15 protein-coding genes are annotated in these 15400 nt (G+C 48.2%); all 15 read left to right on the top strand.

Features of this window, described 5'->3' with window-relative positions; all coding sequences use genetic code 11:
- The 15 genes from CLV60_RS20115 to trxA all read left to right on the top strand — a co-directional run bounded on the left by CLV60_RS20115 (nucleotide 1) and on the right by trxA (nucleotide 15392).
- Nucleotides 1-1092: a GumC domain-containing protein gene (locus CLV60_RS20115; protein ID WP_106597150.1), complete on the top strand. Its 1092-nt coding sequence runs from the start codon at nucleotides 1-3 to the stop codon at nucleotides 1090-1092.
- 2 nt (nucleotides 1093-1094) lie between these two features.
- On the top strand, nucleotides 1095-1928 hold the full coding sequence (locus CLV60_RS20110; protein WP_106597149.1) for an ABC transporter permease: 834 nt from the start codon (nucleotides 1095-1097) through the stop codon (nucleotides 1926-1928).
- A gap of 17 nt (nucleotides 1929-1945) precedes the next feature.
- A complete protein-coding gene (locus CLV60_RS20105; protein ID WP_106597148.1) occupies nucleotides 1946-3202 on the top strand; it encodes an ABC transporter ATP-binding protein in 1257 nt (418 codons plus the stop codon).
- Nucleotides 3195-4277, top strand: coding sequence for a DegT/DnrJ/EryC1/StrS family aminotransferase (locus CLV60_RS20100; RefSeq protein WP_106597147.1), 1083 nt, complete (start codon nucleotides 3195-3197; stop codon nucleotides 4275-4277). The genes CLV60_RS20105 and CLV60_RS20100 overlap by 8 nt, the downstream gene beginning before the upstream one ends.
- A gap of 4 nt (nucleotides 4278-4281) precedes the next feature.
- A complete protein-coding gene (locus CLV60_RS20095; protein ID WP_106597146.1) occupies nucleotides 4282-6339 on the top strand; it encodes an ArnT family glycosyltransferase in 2058 nt (685 codons plus the stop codon).
- Between the two features lie 8 nt (nucleotides 6340-6347).
- The gene (locus tag CLV60_RS20090; RefSeq protein WP_106597145.1) at nucleotides 6348-7046 is read left to right on the top strand and encodes a WbqC family protein; all 699 of its coding nucleotides are present in this window, start codon (nucleotides 6348-6350) and stop codon (nucleotides 7044-7046) included.
- 2 nt (nucleotides 7047-7048) lie between these two features.
- Complete coding sequence (locus CLV60_RS20085) at nucleotides 7049-7705, top strand: acetyltransferase (RefSeq protein WP_106597144.1); 657 nt, start codon at nucleotides 7049-7051, stop codon at nucleotides 7703-7705.
- 41 nt (nucleotides 7706-7746) lie between these two features.
- A complete protein-coding gene (locus CLV60_RS20080; RefSeq protein ID WP_106597143.1) occupies nucleotides 7747-8970 on the top strand; it encodes a glycosyltransferase family 4 protein in 1224 nt (407 codons plus the stop codon).
- Nucleotides 8967-9950, top strand: a complete 984-nt coding sequence (locus CLV60_RS20075; RefSeq protein WP_106597142.1) for a glycosyl transferase — start codon at nucleotides 8967-8969, stop codon at nucleotides 9948-9950. The genes CLV60_RS20080 and CLV60_RS20075 overlap by 4 nt, the downstream gene beginning before the upstream one ends.
- Nucleotides 9950-10702, top strand: coding sequence for a DUF5672 family protein (locus tag CLV60_RS20070; RefSeq protein WP_106597141.1), 753 nt, complete (start codon nucleotides 9950-9952; stop codon nucleotides 10700-10702). Before CLV60_RS20075 ends, CLV60_RS20070 begins: the two co-directional genes overlap by 1 nt.
- A 6-nt stretch (nucleotides 10703-10708) precedes the next feature.
- Complete coding sequence (locus CLV60_RS20065; protein ID WP_106597140.1) at nucleotides 10709-11662, top strand: hypothetical protein; 954 nt, start codon at nucleotides 10709-10711, stop codon at nucleotides 11660-11662.
- 18 nt (nucleotides 11663-11680) lie between these two features.
- Entirely contained in the window at nucleotides 11681-12559 is an 879-nt protein-coding gene (locus tag CLV60_RS20060) for a glycosyltransferase family 2 protein (RefSeq protein ID WP_106597139.1), read from the top strand.
- Nucleotides 12556-13902, top strand: coding sequence for a hypothetical protein (locus CLV60_RS20055; protein ID WP_106597138.1), 1347 nt, complete (start codon nucleotides 12556-12558; stop codon nucleotides 13900-13902). Before CLV60_RS20060 ends, CLV60_RS20055 begins: the two co-directional genes overlap by 4 nt.
- Nucleotides 13903-13954: 52 nt before the next feature.
- Nucleotides 13955-15004, top strand: coding sequence for an acyltransferase family protein (locus CLV60_RS20050; protein ID WP_106597137.1), 1050 nt, complete (start codon nucleotides 13955-13957; stop codon nucleotides 15002-15004).
- Nucleotides 15005-15095: 91 nt separating this feature from the next.
- Nucleotides 15096-15392, top strand: coding sequence for a thioredoxin (gene trxA / locus CLV60_RS20045; protein WP_090375102.1), 297 nt, complete (start codon nucleotides 15096-15098; stop codon nucleotides 15390-15392).
- The last annotated feature ends 8 nt before the right edge of the window (nucleotides 15393-15400 follow it).

The raw sequence follows: 15400 nt of genomic DNA, 5'->3' as shown, positions 1-15400 counted from the left end.
ATGGCGACAGCGACCACACAACAAATCCCGGACGACGAGTTATCTCCAAAGGAAGTCGTCGAGAAAATATTGGTAGTCAAAAATGCATTGATCCGTAACTGGCAATGGCTTTTGCTCCTGCCAGCCGTAGGTTTCGGTATCGGGTATGCCATGGATACTTACCAGAACAAGCCCCCGACCTATGAAGCAACCGTGGTGTTCAACCTCGGCGCCGCAGGTGCGAGCTCCGGCTTCGGTGACGTAGCGGGTCTGCTCGGTCTCGGTGCTCAACCGGATGCAAATATCTTCACCGGAGAGAACTTCTTTTACTTTGTGAAATCCCGCCCGGTATTGGAGCGGAATTTGATGAAGGAAGTTGAAATCAACGGAAAAAAGCAGCTTCTAGCCAATTTCTATATCGATTCCAGCGGTATCAAAACTTCCGACTGGGCTGATTACCCCGATTTGCAGAAGTTCCATTTCACATCTAATGATGTAAAGAAAATGGACCTCAATTCCCGTATCAACCTCAACACCATCGTGAAGCGTGCGGCTGAGGCAACCGAGATTGCATCCCTGGATCGCAAGTCGTCGTTTACGCAGATTTCTACCAAGATGGAGAACGAGCACCTCGCGGGTATGTGGGTAACTACCCTGCTGGAAACGGTGGAAGAAATGTATACTGAAAACCAGACGCAGAAAACGCGTAAGACGCTCCGCCTGCTTCAAAGCCGCGCCGACTCTTTGGCGGCGGTATTGGGTATTGCAGAACATAAACTGGCGAAACAGCTCGATTACAGCGCCCAAATCATGATGCCGGAAGCCAAAGTATCGGCGACCAGCATGGAAAGAAAATCATCGTTCCTGCAACAGCTGTATTACGAGGCAATGGCCAACGCGGAAAAAATGCGTGTTTCCCTCGTGAAGGAAGCCCCTCTGTTCACAGAAATCGAAGGTATCAAAGTACCTCTGGATGTGAAATATGAAGATAAGCGCAATGCCAAAATCGGGGCATTGGCAGGTTTGATGATCGCACTGATCTTTGTTTATTTCAGAACAGTGTTTTCCACACCTACCACCACAATCGTGCGTAAGGAGGCAGTAACGGCGTAATTATGGCAACTCAACACTCTATTACAATCAAAGCCGGCGGGTCTGAAAAGGATTATTGGAAGGACCTATGGCTCAACAAGCAATTACTCTGGATTCTTTCTAAAAGAGATCTTTCCGTTCGCTATAAACAAACACTCCTGGGTGTTGCGTGGAGCGTACTGCGCCCGCTCATGACAATGACTGTCATGGTATTTGTTTACAGCTATGTAGCTAAAATCAAAGCGGATCCCGGCATTCCGTACCCGCTTATGGTCCTTGGGGGCCTTACGATCTGGACGTTCTTTGCCAACACTTTCACGCAGATCAGCAACAGTATCCTGATCAACCATAACCTGGTTTCGAAAGTATATTTCCCTCGGTTGCTTATGCCGTTGAGCTCGGTAGCCGTTGGTTTTGTAGATTTTCTGATCACATTCGGTATTTATTTGCTGGTTACGGCATTCTTCCAAACGCCCATCAGCTGGCAGATCATATTTCTTCCTTGCTTCATTTTGCTTACATTTATTACATCAATGGGCTTCGGTCTGTTTTTTGCTGTGCTGAATGTACGCTTCCGGGACATCGGACAGTTGATTCCCTTCATGGTACAGGTGGGCATGTATGTATGCCCAGTGGCTTATCCCAGTAGCCTCGTGAAAGGCACCTGGTATGAGAAATACTATAACCTGAACCCGCTTGTTGGGATCATCGACGGTTTCCGCTGGTGTCTTTTGGGAAGCAAATCCTATTTCAACCCGCAGAGTTTGTATTCAACGGTTATTACATCATCGATCATTTTGGTTATTTCGCTGATCTATTTCCGCAAAAAAGAGAATACTTTCGTAGACCATATCTGAAATAACTACTCTTGGGCATGTCTGTAATTGTAGCTGAAAATATCAGCAAAAAATATATCATCGACCATCAGCGTAAAAACGGGTCGTCCGGCCTGCGTGACATTGTTTCCGATACGGTTGACAAATGGTTCCGCAAGCCGGAAAAGAACGGTTTCGCCGAGAAAGAGGAGTTCTGGGCGTTGCAGGATGTAAATTTTAGTATTGATCAAGGAGATCGCATTGGTATTGTAGGCCACAATGGCGCCGGAAAATCGACGCTGCTGAAAATCATGAGCCGCATTACCGAACCTACCACCGGCCAGATCAAGATCGACGGCCGCATTGCCAGCTTGCTGGAGGTAGGTACCGGCTTCCACCCTGAATTGACAGGACGCGAGAATATTTTCCTTAACGGTGCTATTCTCGGCATGTCGAAGGCTGAAATTCGCGAGTCGTTTGATGCAATCGTTGATTTTGCGGGAGTTGAAAAATTCCTGGATACTCCCGTTAAAAGATATTCTTCGGGGATGTACGTCCGCCTCGGTTTCGCAATTGCGGCGCACCTTAACCCGGAAATCCTGATTGTGGACGAGGTACTCGCCGTAGGTGACACCGAGTTTCAGAAGAAATGTCTCGGTAAAATGCGCGATGTTTCGGAAAGCGGCCGCACGCTGCTTTTCGTGAGCCATAACCTTACCGCCATTCAGGCACTTTGCAATAAGTCGTTTTATTTTGAGAAAGGCCGGTTGATAGACCAGGGTGACACAACGCACATTGTGACCAATTATCTCAGCAAGGTTTCGCACAAATCGCTGGAAAAACACTGGGATAATATCGACTCCGCGCCCGGAAACGACCAGGTGCGCGTAAAGAGTTTCAAACTTTTCCCGGAATATCAGGACGATCTGAACCACATCGACGTCCGTACACCGATCAACTTCCAGTTCGAGTTCTGGAACCTGGTAGAAGGCGCTTCATTGAACCTGAGCATGCACCTGTACACATTCACCGGTGAATGTATTTTCAATGTAGGTACACAGGCCGAGAACTTTGGCAAAGGACTGGTGAGCGGGACTTGTGAAATCCCCGGTAACTTCCTGAACGACGGCTCTTACGTGGTTTCGATGATGATCGTGAAAGACACGAGCACCGTGCTTTATAATATGGAAGAAGCCCTCGTTTTTGACATTGAGGATTACCGTGAAAATGTGACCTGGTATGGCAAATGGCCAGGATATATTCGCCCTCAACTCAATTTTTCCATTCGCCAATCTGAACACGTAGTGAATGATTAACGTCACTAAAACCTTTCTACCTGACCAGGAAGAATACCTGCAATATGTCCGTGGAATCTGGGAACGTGGTTATCTGACCAACAACGGCCCACTTTTACAACAGCTCGAAGGACAGCTTAAAGAATACCTGAAAGTCGATCATCTTTACTTCTGCGGTAATGGAACGATCGTTCTGCAAATAGCGATCAAGGCGCTGGAACTGAAAGGCGAGATCATTACGACGCCATTCTCATATGTAGCTACGTCCAATGCAATTCTGTGGGAAAACTGCACGCCGGTTTTTGTAGACATCGATCGCGCGACATTCAACATCAATCCCGAATTGATCGAGGCGGCCATTACACCGGCAACGTCGGCCATCCTCGCGACGCACGTATACGGTAACCCCTGTGATATCGAAGCGATCGAGGCCATTGCCCAAAAACATAACCTGAAAGTTATTTACGACGCCGCGCATGCATTCGGCGTAACCTATAAAGGAAAATCACTCCTTTCGTACGGCGACCTGAGCACTTGCAGCTTCCACGCCACGAAAGTTTTCCATACCATCGAAGGCGGAGCATTGATCTCCAACCACCCGGAACTCGACCGCAAGCTGCATTTGCTGCGTGCATTCGGCCACCAGGGCGACGAGCATTACGAATTCGCGGGAATCAACGGCAAGAACTCCGAATTCCATGCGGCAATGGGTCTGGTGAACCTCCCGCAGGTACCTGCGATCATCCAGGCGCGCAAGGAAGTTTTCGCGGCTTACGACAGCCTGCTCAACTGGGATATTTTGTTTAAACCGACATTGAGCGCCGACATTGAATATAACTATGCTTATTACCCTGTGGTGTTTCCTTCGGAAGCAATTATGTTCAAGGTAATGGATGCATTGAGAGTGGAAGAAATCATTCCGAGGAGATATTTTTACCCGTCGCTTAACACCCTTTCCTTCATGCCAAGGCAAATTGCCTGCCCTGTTTCCGAGGATATCGCGGCAAGAGTGTTAAGTTTGCCATTATATGTAGGGCTTCCTTACGAAGATATCGAAAGGATTTCCCGCATTATCAACGGTCATTTATCACCATAATCGCATGGTCATTTTTTATTGGCTAACTTTTTTCCTGTTTTTATACGGTATCAGCTTTGTTGCAAAAAAAATTGCTCAACCTTCGCTCACGGAGCTGATTATTACCTTCTTCATCCTTTTTGTCGGTAGCATAATCCCTACCGGCTTCGTTTTGTCGGCACTCGACCTCACGGCGAATGTCCTCGCGTGGATCGGCGGCACCTACATCGTCCTTGCATTGCAATATCTGCTCTGGACAAGGCTTGTACCCCAGCAAACACCTTATTCCATTCGCGGGCTGATCGCTAACCGACTGGGCACTTTCCGGCTTTGGTCGCGCGAACTTTCTGTGTACCTGAAAGTTATTTTTGGTGCGCTGTTCCTCACATTGGCCATTATCGGGATCACCAACCTGGTACTCGTGTTATTCACTGCCCCGAACGAATGGGACAGTATGACCGGGCACCTCAATCGCGCGATTCGCTATATTCAGCGGGGCACGATGGAACATTTCGGGGGCGCCAACTGGAACATGGATACCTATCCGAAAAGCCTGACCACGATCCACATTTATTCGTACCTGATCAGCGGGGATATTGAGAATGCATTCAAACTCATTCACCAGATGGCCTATTACGTCACGCTGGTGTCCGTTTTTGGCATTGCTCAAAGGATCGGGCGGAACTTGTCGGCCAGCTTCTTCTGCGCCCTGGCATACAGCCTTTTCCTGGACTTTCTCATGCAGGCGGTTACGACGGAGACCGACATTATACTGACGGCCTACCTGAGCTGCCTTCTGTATTTCCTGTTTACCTTTTACACCAGCCGCGACAACCGCTACCTGTATCTCGCAGGGATCACATTCGCGATCGTGACCGGCCACAAAGCAACATTTGCATTGCTCATGCCGTCGGTGTTCGTGATCATGATCTACACCGTTTTCCTGGCGCCCAGCTTCAAGGTATTCTTCGAAAGGACGCTTAGGCTCGGGCTCGCGATCGCTTTTTTCGCGTTGATTTACACCATTCCTACGGGTTACATCCGCAATATCCAGGTTTTCGGGCATCCTATCGGCCCTCCTACGGCACGTTACCATCAGTCGTACGAGCGGGCGGGCGGCGCGGCCAACCTTTTTGAGCAGGGCAGCCGGAATGTGATCCGGTATACCTATGATTTCTGCAACCTCGACGGCATTCGTAATGCACAATGGGGTTACGATCTCAATACCGCCATCCGTAAACCGCTGGTGTTGTTGGAAGATAAACTGAAAATGCGCCTAGATGAAGAGCAGGATTTCACCATTGTACCATTCTCTTTTCAGCGCGGTTTTTACTATTACAATGCGAACCCGTACTGGGGCGTGTTTGGATTTGCATTGATCCTCCCGCTCATGTTCCTGGTGTTGATACGGGTTTTCAGATCGCGGGTGCATTTTTTCCTCGTGATTGCATTCTGCCTCAACCTGGCTACTATTTCCTATTCGGCAGCTTATGATCCGTTCAAAGGCCGGTATTTCATGGAAGCAGGGCTTTTCGGAGTGCTTTTCCTCCTGCTTCTTTTCTCCCACCACCGCTTGTCGATCATCAAGCCACGCAGGAATGTATGGAAAGGCTACATTATGCTGGTTGTAGGGCTTGCCTGTATTTCGGGCATTATGGCTGTTTATTTGAACATCCGCTGCCTTCCCTTGCCGTCATACGGGATGGAATCGGCGTTGACGATGGATCGCATCCCTTACCAGACCTTCGCAAGACCTGACATTACCAAGGCTTACGTCCGTTTCGATTCCATAGTGCCAGAGAATGCTACTGTGGCACTCGCAACGGTGAACAGCGATTTCGAATACCCGCTTTACGGCAAGGATCTCACACGGAAGCTGATTTCCATCAATCCGTTCGAGGAGGGCCTGCGCCCAATCCCGAAAGACGCCGATTACCTGTTCTATGCGCGCAAGGTGGTGAACGACACCAGCAAGATCCGTGCATTGCCGACCGATATCCGTCTCGGCTCCGACACTACCCTGTACCACCGCATGTTTTTGAGTGAAAAAGGGGAAGATTATTATCTGAGAAAACTCAAATAGCCCAAGCCATGACTATTGCCATCATGCAGCCGTATATTTTTCCATATATCGGCTATTTCCAGCTGATCAATGCCGTGGACAAGTTCATTATCTACGACGATGTGAACTTTATCAACAAGGGCTGGATCAATCGAAATAACCTGCTGGTAGGCGGAAAGGCCCACCTTTTTACCATCCCGCTGAAAGACGCGAGCCAGAATAAACTGATCCTGGAAGTGGAACTTGCCAAGCATGAGCAGTGGCAAAAGAAATTACTGAAAACCATTCAGCAGTCATATCAGAAGGCTCCCTGTTATCAAAAGGTTTTTGAACTGATAGAAGAAATCGTAAATTTAGAAGTTGATTCAATCAACGAGCTATGTATATACGCCTTGCAAAAAACTTGCGCGTACATGGGCATAGGCACGGAGATTGTTCCCTCTTCAACGATATATAATAATAAACACCTGAAAGGACAGGACCGGATTCTGGATATCTGTAAACAGGAGCAAGCAAACCACTACATCAATCCGATTGGCGGCGTGGAATTGTACGATAAAGGGAAATTTGAAAACGAGGGAATAAGACTGGACTTCATAAAAAGTATATCTAGCCCGTACCCCCAATTTAAAAATGCTTTCGTACCTTGGTTGTCTGTTATAGACATTCTGATGTTTAACGGTCTCGACGATATCAGGAAACAATTAGAGGCATACGAACTGATTTAGTAATGGCGAAAGTTATCGTTTTTGGAGTACTCGACACAGCAGAATTAGCGCACTACTATTTAACCCATGACTCTGATCATGAGGTTGTTGCATTCACTGTCAATCGCCAATACATCGAACAAAACAATTTTCACGGCCTGCCGGTTGTAGCATTCGAAGATGTGGAAACCATTTTCCCGCCCTCGGAATACAAATTCTTTGCGCCTATGACTGGCCGCAATATGAACCGCAACCGCGAGGCGATTTATAATCACGCCAAAGCGAAGGGTTATCAGTTCATTTCCTATATCAGTTCCCGTGCGACGCTTTTCAACAACGAGATCGGCGAGAACTGCTTTATTCTGGAAGACAATACCATCCAGCCTTTCACGACCATCGGTAACAACGTGGTACTGTGGAGCGGCAACCATATCGGCCATCATGGCCAGATCAAAGACCACGTTTTCTTTACTTCGCATGTGGTGCTTTCGGGGCATTGTGTGGTAGAATCGTACTCTTTCTTTGGGGTGAATGCCACCATCCGCGATTACACGACCATCGCGCAGGGTACACTTGTGGGCATGGCATCGGCGATCATGAAAGAAACCGAAGAATGGGGAGTCTATGTAGGAAACCCTGCGAAAAAAGTACCCGGAAAGTTGAGCTACGAAGCTTATTGAGTCGATCCGGTGACGAAAGTTTGAGCTAGCTAATATCGGTAATGGAGCAGAAGAAAATACTTTTTGTAAGTCACGATGCTAACAGGGCAGGGAGTCAGTTGCTGCTGCTGCAGTTATTGCGGCTATTGAAAGAACGGGGCGTTCCGATGCACCTGCTGCTTTGTAACGGAGGGGAACTGGAAGCGGAATTTGAGGAAGTAGTAGGCGTCACGCGTCTTTTTCAAACCAAAAAGATTACCACTCCCCCGTTTACCGGCAAGCTGCTCCGCAAAACCAACCTGCTGAAATTCTACGAAGAGCATTCGCAGCATAAAGGAAACGAAAGAGTGCTGGCGGAGCTCGAACAACAGAATATCGGCCTCATTTTCATCAATTCCATTGCCAACGCGGAGGTTTACTACGATTTTCTGAAATCCTTCCACGACTTGCCTCTTGTACTTTTTGTACACGAGCTGGCCATGTCTGTCAAGATTTATACACAGGAACAGCAACTTTCTTTCCTGCTTAAAAAGACGGATCACCTGATCGCCGTTTCGAACGCCGTAGCTGATCATTATATCCGCAAATACGATTTCCCTGCCGCACACGTCAGCACATTTACGCTGATCGACCACGAGCATATCGACCAGCGCCTGGCAGATGTTCAGCACGACATTCTTGAAAAAACCTATAAAATCCCCGACGACGCCATCGTAATCGGTGGCTGCGGAAATGCCGAATGGCGCAAAGGGAATGATATATTCAACTGGATCGCCAGCAGGGTTATCCGCAAAACACAGCCGCTTCCTGTTTATTTCGTGTGGGTAGGCGCAGGCCCGCAGCACGAGATCTACGAGCTGATCGAAAACGATATCCGGCTGATGGGGCTGTGCGAAAAAATCATCCTTATTCCGCCAACGCCGCGTGCATTGGACTATATCAACCGCTTTGATGTATTGCTTCTGAGCTCCCGCGAGGATCCTTATCCGCTGGTCGTCATGGAAGCCGCATTGCAGGAAATTCCCGTAGTGTGCTTCGAAGGGGCAGGCGGCGCTCCGGAACTCATTGAGGGCGATGCGGGGTTTGTAGTACCATACATGGATATCTCGGCGGCCTCGGATGCAATCATCCAGCTGATCCTCGATCCCTCATTGCGGAACACCCTGGGTCAGAATGCACGTAAAAAAGTATTGGAAAGGCATAACACAGACAAAAGCGTAGCGAGCGTCGAAGCCATTATTCAGAAGTATTTACCTTTGCAGGTTTCGGAACAGCACAATCAATGACCATTGCCTTTACTATTTGCTCCATCAATTACCTCGCGCAAGCCCGGACATTAGGAGATTCGCTCAAAGCGACCAACCCGGATGTCCGGTTTTTCATTGGCCTGGTAGACACGCTTCAGGGAGTTGCATTTGAAGATTCGTACGCACCGTCCTATCCGATGATCGAGATCGACAAGATCGAAATCAGTGATTTTCAGGAAATGTGCGCACGCTACAACATTACAGAGCTGAATACAGCGGTAAAGCCATTCTATTTTACCTATTTTTTCAAGCATTATCCCGAAGCGAAAAACGTCATCTATTTCGATCCGGATATTATTGTTTTTCAGCCGCTTACCGAACTTAAAAACTCGCTAGCCAGGCACAATGCCGTGCTCACGCCGCATATCAATACGCCAATCGACGACCAGTTGACGCCCAACGAACTGCATCACCTCAACACCGGTGTTTATAACCTCGGTTTTGTGGCATTCAGCCGTTCGGAAGAAAACGACCGGTTTATCGCATGGTGGGAAGAAAAGTTGCGCTTTGAATGCCTCATAGACCTTTGCAACGGACTTTTCGTGGACCAGAACTGGATGAATTTCCTACCGGTTTTCGTCCCGAATACCTATATTGAAAGGAGTCCGGGCTATAATGCGGCTTACTGGAATCTGCACGAGCGTACATTTTCGCAGCGCGAAGGCCATTGGTATGTGAACGAAACAAATCCGCTGATCTTCTTCCATTACAGCGGCTACGATCCTGCCAAGCCTGATATTTTGTCCAAATACCAGGACCGCTTCGAACTGAATGTCCGCACCGACCTCACAGCGCTTTTCGCATTGTACAAAAACAGTTTGATCAACAACGGGAACGCTTATTATCGCAAATTCCCCTGTGCGTATATCAAGCCTGCACCTGTGCGCCGGTACCTGCGCGTGAGGAAATATCTGAAAATGCCCTTCAACTACCTGATCGGCAAGCTGCAAACGATCTGATGAAAGAGCTGGTTACCGTTATCGTCCCTATTCTTGAACCTCAGATCAACCCAACGGAGGAGAAATTGCTGCATCATGCGCTGGAAATCCTTGCCGACTATCCGATCATTTTCGTCGCCGGCGAAGGTGCTGATCTTTCGGTCGTGCGCGAACATGCGGAGCAATTCGACGTTGTGCATTTCCCGAAACGATTTTTTGAATCACGGCAGCATTTGGGGCAGCTTTTGCTCATGGCGGACTTTTACGATCGCTTCAACTGGTGTGACTTTTTATTGATCCACGAGCTGAACAGCTGGGTAGTCAGAGACGAGCTGCATTACTGGTGCAAGCAAGGTTATGATTATATCAAAGCGGGTTCGGTATTGCCCCAGCCGGGCACAGCACCCGGCATGCTCAAACGCCTTGCAGGACTGTCGGAGGATGAAAAACGATTATACGGGGCGGGTTATGCCGATAACGGGCTTTACCTTTGCCGGATTGAGCGGATGACGGCCACTTTGAAAGGCAAACGAAGTGTCGCCCATCAATACCGCCACAATGCAAGCCTCCTCAATGCCGATTCGGTGTTCTGGGACCTGGAAGCGAACAGGTTTTTGCCGCATTTGAGAAAGCCCACCGACATTGTACGCAGCCATTTTGCGCAATTTGGTGTCCAATATCAAAACGCAGCTTTGCCTTTTGCCTTGACGGGCATTTCGAGGGATAATATCCACGAAATACCCTACTTTAAAACTTTGCCTGAAACGGAATAATCGTTCATGAATATTATATACACAGTTTGTAACCGAACCAACCTGGCGCATGCACTGGCTCTGGCGGATTCTGTGTTACAACACCAGCCGGGGAGCACGTTTTACATCGGCCTGGTTGACTCCCTCCATATTGAAAAACTACCGGAGCATGTAAAACTGTTTCCGGTTTCAGAGCTCGCCATTCCCGATTTTAACAGAATGGCCGCTGAATATTTCGATTTCGAGCTTCTACCCGCGACTCGTCCCTGGTTCGCATTAGGTTTATTGAAAAAGCATCCCGAATGCGCTCAACTGACTTTTTTAAGCCCCACAGTATGGCTCAAAAATGCGCTCGACAGCTTACTCGAATCGGGTTTTGAAATGTTTTTAACACCGAATATTTCGGCGCCATTAAAGAAATCGGCCATTCTGAACGATAAGCGCATTCTCAACGCGGGCATGTTCCATTCGGGGAGCTGGATATTACGGCCTTCTGATAAGACTATCGGGGCGTTGGAATGGTGGGCTCATCGGACGGTCGATCGCGCCTATTTCGACCTTTGTAACGGTATGAATACCGATCAGCTGTGGTTGAATTATATTCCGTTGTGGGTGCCTGCGACAAAAACATTGCACAACGCCGGGTGGCATTATGGATTGAATGCTGTTTTGAATAAAAACCTGGTTATTCAAAACGGTAAGCAGCAAGTCGATGGCCAACCATTGGTTTCACTTGACTTCGCCGGCCTGGGCTACTTCGATCCGATCTGGTCGGATCATGCTCCGCTGGTTACCGAAAATAAAGTATTTCAAGACCAGTTTATGGAATACCAGCGTGCTGTCATGAAAAAGAAATACGAACTGGAAATAACCGGTGAGCCCGCATTCGGGAAATACGCCAATATTGCTCCCAACCGGTTAATGCGCAAAGGTATAGCCGCGAAATTGAAGGAGTTGACCACTTATATTGATCAGTTTTAACCAGCGAAACAGGATTCCATGCATTTTTTAGAACAAACCACACAGGACCTGCGGAACTTCGTATCAGCATTGAAACCGGCCCAATCCTCTGGTAATGCGCAGCGGTACCCGAAACTGACGGTTATCACGCCTTCTTACAACCAGGCATCTTTCCTCGAAAGGACAATCCTGAGCGTACTCAACCAGGGCTACCCCAATCTCGAATATATCATCGTCGACGGCGGCTCGAATGACGGAAGCGTGGAGGTGATCAAAAAATATGAAAAATACTTGTCGTGGTGGGTTTCCGAGAAGGATCGCGGGCAGGTGCATGCCATCAACAAGGCATTGGAGCGGGCTACGGGTGAGTATATCAGCTTCCAAAACTCCGACGATGTATATTTCCCGGGCACTTTCACTCGTTTTGGAGAAGCAGCATTGAAATATCCGGTCGATATCCTTTACGGCGACCTGTACATGATCACGACCGACGACGAAGTGACCGAAATACTCAAAACGACTTCCTACGATTTCGATTGCCAGATCCTGGAAGGGATGCAGATCCATAACCAGTCGCTTTTTTTCAAGCGCACGCTGGTGGAAAAATACGGCATGTTCGACGAGTCGTTCCGTTTTGCATTCGATTACGACTTCATTACCCGGTACACTTCGCACAAATCAACGACGACCAAAAAGATCGACGGTCTCGGAGGCGCGCTGCGCGTACATGCGGAAGCGAAGTCGTCGACCATCGCGACGACGATCGGCCGGGAGGAGCATGCGAGAGTGCAAAAATTGTACATTTCAACGAACACCGTACTCAACAAAATCAAGTATCTTTGGTGCCGTGTCCGTAAAATCGCCTATTTCATTCTGCGGTTCGATATTCAGTACATCAGATTCCGGCTTTCCAGATGAATTGGAGCTTATTTAATGTAGCCAATAATTTTAACTATCTCCGATATTCGGTGGGCATCGCGATGATGTTCAACGGGTTTCCGCTGATATTTTTTATCCGCGACACACTCGGCGTTGGACCTGCAAGCAGCGTTTTTACAGCGATGTTCTTCTCGCTGGCGTTGTTGCTAATGATCCCGCCCACACTTTTCAAGCGACTTTACAAACCAAACGTCATCCTGATCAACCTCGGAGCAGGTTTTTTGCTGCTAACACTCTGGTATTTCATGTTCATGAACCACCAGGGAAAATCCATCGCTGATATTGGTAACTTCGTGTTCACGTTCGGGTTCCTCGCATTGCTCATGCACGTTCCTAACGACGTGAAAGACACACTGATACAAGTGCTGTTCGTATTTTCATTCCTGACCAACATTACCCTCGTCTACTCGCTCATCACCGACCCCAACTGGACGCCGGGTATGCGGGCTGCCGTAAATTTTGCCAACGAAGGTGCCCAGCCGGGAGGTAATCCGCACATTACTGCGCGTAACGGGGTTATTACTTTACTTTCAGCCCTGGTTTTATTGGGAAACACCAAAAACCTGTTAACCAGGCTATTTCTGTTCTTTTCAGTATTGTTTGGAATGGGTGTGGTGGTGTTGTCGCTCGCGAAATCCAGTTATCTCGGTCTGGGAATCGCTTTCGGAGCCTACTTTTTGTTTCATTTCAAATTTTCGAACATCACCTCCGGCATCGCCAATGCATTCAAGTTCAGGAATATGGTGTTTATCATACTCATATTGCTGGCGATCAACTATTTCCTTTCGCGCTACGGTAACATCCTGAACCTGTTGCTAGGCTATTGGGACATTTTCCAGGACCGGATCATGAACGTAATCTTTACGTCCACCGGTGTGAGGCTTTCCGAAGAAGCAGACGTCGATTATTCGGCGATGGGCCGGGTGAGTGGTTTTGGAGAATTTTTAGAGACACTCTATTCGTGGGATATTTTCCTCGGCAGGGGCTATAAGAATGACTATCTCGACGTTCCGATCCTGGAATCGTGGGTGAACCACGGGATTTTCGGGTTTATTTTCTTTACGAGCTTTAACTTCTTCATGATCGTGTACGTGATACGCGAAGTGCGCCGCCATACCAATCCGCTGACGACGTTCCTGGCGTATTTCTTCCTGTCGATGGTAGTGCTGCTCTTTACCGGCGGCCGACCCTACGATATCGCATTCTGGTTCCCGTATTCGGTTATGATCCGCTTCCTGGGCATTAAATATCTGGACGCTATTCCCCGGTTTAAGAAGGTCAGGAAACCTGTTCCACAACCCGTAAGCACCGTAACCACCTGACACGCTCCCCCGAGCCGTGGGACCTTCCCGAGAGGTTCCCAGCATTCCGCGCATGAAGAACAGAGTTGAACAACTGGATGGGTTAAGGAGCATATTTGCCGTCCTGGTCATTGCCCATCACCACAATGCATTCAAAGAGTCGATTCTTTACAACAACTTTTTCGTGATCAACGCGAGCTTGTTCGTCGACTTTTTCTTTGTGCTGAGCGGCTTCGTGATTGCGCTCAACTATGTCGACCGCATTCACAGCACCGGCGATTTCCTGACTTTTCTGAAAAAACGCTTTATCAGATTATACCCCCTGCTGTTTTATACGGAGGTCGTTTTCGTTGTTGCCAACCTGCTCGGCGAGCACAGCGCATTGAAAAATGTCGCCGGGATGGGCCTAAGCTATTATCTGTACACATCCCTCGATGCCCTCACATTCATGGGTTCCAGCACGGTATTCGGCGGGTGGATCAGCAACAACTACCCCTCCTGGTCGATCTCGGCTGAAATGATTTCCTATGTGGTATTCGGACTGGTGGTTTTAATACTACCACGGTTTAAGTATGCAGCATTCGCGCTCATCGGGCTGTTGTCCGGCATTTTCATTTATTCAAGAGGCGAATATTTGCTTGCTTACGATTACGGATACGTACGCGGGTTGCTTTGCTTCTCATTAGGCATATTCACCCATAGGCTGTTAAAGCAAAAAACATTTCAGCTCTCCGCATTCGAAATTCCTTTTCTGCTTTTCATGATCGCGGCTATGTATTTCGTGCATCATTGGGAGCTTAATTTGTGGAAACTCATTTTCCCGTTCATTTTCTCACTCGGTATCATCATTTTCGCCAGCTCAACCGGCGTCGTGACGCAAATGCTGAACAGCAAGCCTTTCCAGTACCTGGGCAAAATATCCTACTCTATCTACCTGAACCACGCGATCGTGTTGATATTCGTCAACATCGTGTTATTCAGATTCCTGAAATCGCCTGAAAATGAAGGGATGTTCGCCATTTCCCTGCTCACCTCGATCGGGCTCACCATCCTTTACTCGCATTTTACCTACGAATTTGTGGAAAAACGCGTGGGCAAGTTTCTGAGAGACAATTGGAAATAATGGCATGACCTTTACTCCTGCTTTTTCGGGAGGTTTCATTAAACCTTTCGCAGCCCGGATGGGTTATCCATATAGACAAAACAGCAACGTTATGGCAACATTCTCAGAATTGATCAACAGCGATAAACCGGTTTTGGTAGACTTCTCGGCCGAATGGTGCGGCCCCTGTAAAATGATGAAGCCTATCCTTGAAAAAGTAAAAGCCGATTTGGGCGACTCGGCTACGATCATCAAAGTCGATGTCGATAAAAACCAGTCGGCTGCGCAGGCCTACCGCATTCAGGGCGTTCCGACGCTGATCGTCTTCAAAAACGGCAAGCCGCTCTGGCGCCAGTCGGGCGTAGTGCAGGCCGACCAGCTCAAATCCGTTATCAAACAATACATTTAATATTTCAC

It is taken from the genome of Dyadobacter jiangsuensis, assembly GCF_003014695.1.
GTDB classification, from domain to species: domain Bacteria; phylum Bacteroidota; class Bacteroidia; order Cytophagales; family Spirosomataceae; genus Dyadobacter; species Dyadobacter jiangsuensis.
Note: the sequence above shows the minus strand (reverse complement) of the source record. Positions and strands in the feature narration are given on the sequence as shown.

Bases quoted from the DNA above. Each gene is read 5' to 3' on its own strand.
- CLV60_RS20115 (WP_106597150.1), top strand. From the start codon at position 1: ATGGCGACAGCGACCACACAACAAATCCCGGACGACGAGTTATCTCCA.
- CLV60_RS20110 (WP_106597149.1), top strand. From the start codon at position 1,095: ATGGCAACTCAACACTCTATTACAATCAAAGCCGGCGGGTCTGAAAAG.
- CLV60_RS20105 (WP_106597148.1), top strand. From the start codon at position 1,946: ATGTCTGTAATTGTAGCTGAAAATATCAGCAAAAAATATATCATCGAC.
- CLV60_RS20100 (WP_106597147.1), top strand. From the start codon at position 3,195: ATGATTAACGTCACTAAAACCTTTCTACCTGACCAGGAAGAATACCTG.
- CLV60_RS20095 (WP_106597146.1), top strand. From the start codon at position 4,282: ATGGTCATTTTTTATTGGCTAACTTTTTTCCTGTTTTTATACGGTATC.
- CLV60_RS20090 (WP_106597145.1), top strand. From the start codon at position 6,348: ATGACTATTGCCATCATGCAGCCGTATATTTTTCCATATATCGGCTAT.
- CLV60_RS20085 (WP_106597144.1), top strand. From the start codon at position 7,049: ATGGCGAAAGTTATCGTTTTTGGAGTACTCGACACAGCAGAATTAGCG.
- CLV60_RS20080 (WP_106597143.1), top strand. From the start codon at position 7,747: ATGGAGCAGAAGAAAATACTTTTTGTAAGTCACGATGCTAACAGGGCA.
- CLV60_RS20075 (WP_106597142.1), top strand. From the start codon at position 8,967: ATGACCATTGCCTTTACTATTTGCTCCATCAATTACCTCGCGCAAGCC.
- CLV60_RS20070 (WP_106597141.1), top strand. From the start codon at position 9,950: ATGAAAGAGCTGGTTACCGTTATCGTCCCTATTCTTGAACCTCAGATC.
- CLV60_RS20065 (WP_106597140.1), top strand. From the start codon at position 10,709: ATGAATATTATATACACAGTTTGTAACCGAACCAACCTGGCGCATGCA.
- CLV60_RS20060 (WP_106597139.1), top strand. From the start codon at position 11,681: ATGCATTTTTTAGAACAAACCACACAGGACCTGCGGAACTTCGTATCA.
- CLV60_RS20055 (WP_106597138.1), top strand. From the start codon at position 12,556: ATGAATTGGAGCTTATTTAATGTAGCCAATAATTTTAACTATCTCCGA.
- CLV60_RS20050 (WP_106597137.1), top strand. From the start codon at position 13,955: ATGAAGAACAGAGTTGAACAACTGGATGGGTTAAGGAGCATATTTGCC.
- trxA (WP_090375102.1), top strand. From the start codon at position 15,096: ATGGCAACATTCTCAGAATTGATCAACAGCGATAAACCGGTTTTGGTA.